Below are 2,047 nucleotides of genomic sequence, written 5' to 3'. Positions count from 1 at the left end.
GCTCAAGGGACCGGCAGGCTGACCGCCAGCGCCTCGCCGGCCGCGCCCTTGCCGCTGGGGAAGTCGAACAGCTGCCAGGCGAAGTAGCCGCCGCGGAAATAGAACACCCGACTGAAGCCCCAGGCCACCGCCTGTTGCACCGCCTGCGCGCTTTGCGGGCAGACCTCGCTGTCGCAGTAGATCACCAGCGGCAGCTCGCGCGGCCAGTGCCCCTGCTGCAGCCCGGCGAAGCGCCCGGCCAGGTCCATGTGCAGGGCACCGTGGACATGGCCCCAGCCCCATTCGCGCGACGGACGCACGTCGATGAACAGCGCGCCGTGGTCGTACAGGTGCTTGGCCTGCAGCACGTTGACCGTGATCGCGCCGCGTACCTCCAGCGGCGCGTCCTGGGCGGCGAGCGGCAGGCACAGCAGCCAGCCGACCAACAGCAGAATCAGGCGATGCATGACGAACACCCCGCGGCGATGCCTACAGCATCAGCTTAGGCGTGGCCAGGGGGCGTACTAGGATTGATTGGCGAAGATCGGACGAGCTTTTAAGAACGCCGACGACTATGCGTCGGTTATTGCGCCTTGGACTGGTGCAGGCGGCTGATCAGTTCGGCCTCGGCCTGGCTCAGGCCGCAGGACTGGGTCAGATCCTCGACGCTGGCGCCCATGCCGACCAGGCGCGCGGCCTGGGTGAAGGACAGGCTGCTGGGGTCGCGCTGCTCGATCTGGCTGAGCTTGTCCGGCAGCGGCGCCACCACCCGGCGCAGCTCGTGCAACTCCTCGCCCATGCGGATGCTGCCAGTCAGGTAGGCATCCAGGCGTTTGCCGAGTTCCTTGATCCGCGCGTCGCGCACGGCATCGCACTTGGCCTGCTCCGCCAGCATGCGCTGCTGGTTGCGGTACAGGCCATGGCAGGCGATGCCCAGCGCCACGCAGAGCAGCGCCAGGGCGATCAGGGCGGCTTCGAGCACTAGATACTCTCCAGCTCCGACCACTCTTCCTCGGTCATCATCTTGTCCAGCTCGACTAGGATCAGCAGCTCGCCGTTCTTGTTGCACACGCCCTGGATGAACTTGGCCGACTCGTCGTTGCCCACGTTCGGCGCGGTCTCGATCTCCGACTGGCGCAGGTAGACCACCTCGGCCACGCTGTCGACCAGGATGCCCACCACCTGCTTGTCCGCCTCGATGATGACGATGCGGGTGTTGTCGGTGACCGGCGCCGAGCCCAGGCCGAAGCGCTGGCGGGTGTCGATCACGGTGACCACATTGCCGCGCAGGTTGATGATGCCCAGCACGTAGCTCGGCGCCCCCGGCACCGGGGCGATCTCGGTGTAGCGCAGCACTTCCTGCACCTGCATCACGTTGATGCCATAGGTCTCGTTGTCCAGGCGAAAGGTCACCCACTGCAGAATCGGATCTTCGGCACCCTGTGCAGAACTTTTCTTCATGTCCCTAGCCTCGTCAAAAACCGCTCGCTGCGGCATGCGCGGGTCGACCCGCTTGTCATCAACTTTAGAGCCCGGCGCACGCGCGGGCCCGCCAATTCTCAGTGCAGCTTGCCGGCGGCGAGGCGCTTGGCGCCGCCGCTGGCGATCAATTCGGCGAGTGCCGCCACGTCGAGCAACGCGCACATGTGCTCGATCACCGTACCGGCCAGCCAGGGCCGCTGGGTGCGCTGGCTGCGCCACTTGACCTCGGCCGGGTCGAGACGGATCGAGCGGCTGACCTGATGCACCGCCAGCCCCCATTCATAGCCCTGCACCGAGATCACGTACTGCAGGCCCTCGCGGAAATCCTCGCGGTAGCGATCGGGCATCACCCAGCGTGCGGTGTCCAGCACCTTGAGGTTGCCCGCCTGGCTCGGCAGGATGCCGAGGAACCAGTCCGGCTGGCCGAACAGCGGCGTCAGCTCCTGCCCCCCCAGCGGATAGATCGAGCCCAGGCAGATCAGCGGCACGGCCAGGGTCAGGCCGGCGACATCGAACAGCAGGCACTCGAACGGCTCCTCGGCCCAGCTCGGCCGCCCCTCCAGCTGCAGCGCGGCCGGCTGTGCCG

Annotated in this window: 4 protein-coding genes; all 4 read right to left on the bottom strand. The window is 67.2% G+C overall.

Annotated elements, in window-relative coordinates; all coding sequences use genetic code 11:
* Window positions 1–2: 2 nt before the first annotated feature.
* A complete protein-coding gene (locus N878_RS18585) occupies window positions 3–446 on the bottom strand; it encodes a rhodanese-like domain-containing protein (protein WP_031303474.1) in 444 nt (147 codons plus the stop codon).
* A gap of 116 nt (window positions 447–562) precedes the next feature.
* Window positions 563–961 (bottom strand): DUF2802 domain-containing protein, encoded by a 399-nt coding sequence (locus N878_RS18580; RefSeq protein WP_021445083.1) that lies wholly within the window; start codon window positions 959–961, stop codon window positions 563–565.
* Window positions 961–1,440 (bottom strand): chemotaxis protein CheW, encoded by a 480-nt coding sequence (locus tag N878_RS18575; RefSeq protein ID WP_021445082.1) that lies wholly within the window; start codon window positions 1,438–1,440, stop codon window positions 961–963. The genes N878_RS18580 and N878_RS18575 overlap by 1 nt, the downstream gene beginning before the upstream one ends.
* 98 nt (window positions 1,441–1,538) lie before the next feature.
* The coding region (locus tag N878_RS18570) for a CheW domain-containing protein (protein WP_021445081.1) at window positions 1,539–2,047 on the bottom strand (509 nt) is incomplete at its 5' end.

The organism is Pseudomonas sp. EGD-AK9 (assembly GCF_000465935.2).
Lineage (GTDB): Bacteria > Pseudomonadota > Gammaproteobacteria > Pseudomonadales > Pseudomonadaceae > Aquipseudomonas.
This window is presented reverse-complemented; position numbering and strand designations above follow the sequence as displayed.

What these genes read in the sequence shown, in the direction of transcription:
- N878_RS18585 (WP_031303474.1), bottom strand. Translation starts at nt 446, where the DNA reads ATGCATCGCCTGATTCTGCTGTTGGTCGGCTGGCTGCTGTGCCTGCCG.
- N878_RS18575 (WP_021445082.1), bottom strand. Translation starts at nt 1,440, where the DNA reads ATGAAGAAAAGTTCTGCACAGGGTGCCGAAGATCCGATTCTGCAGTGG.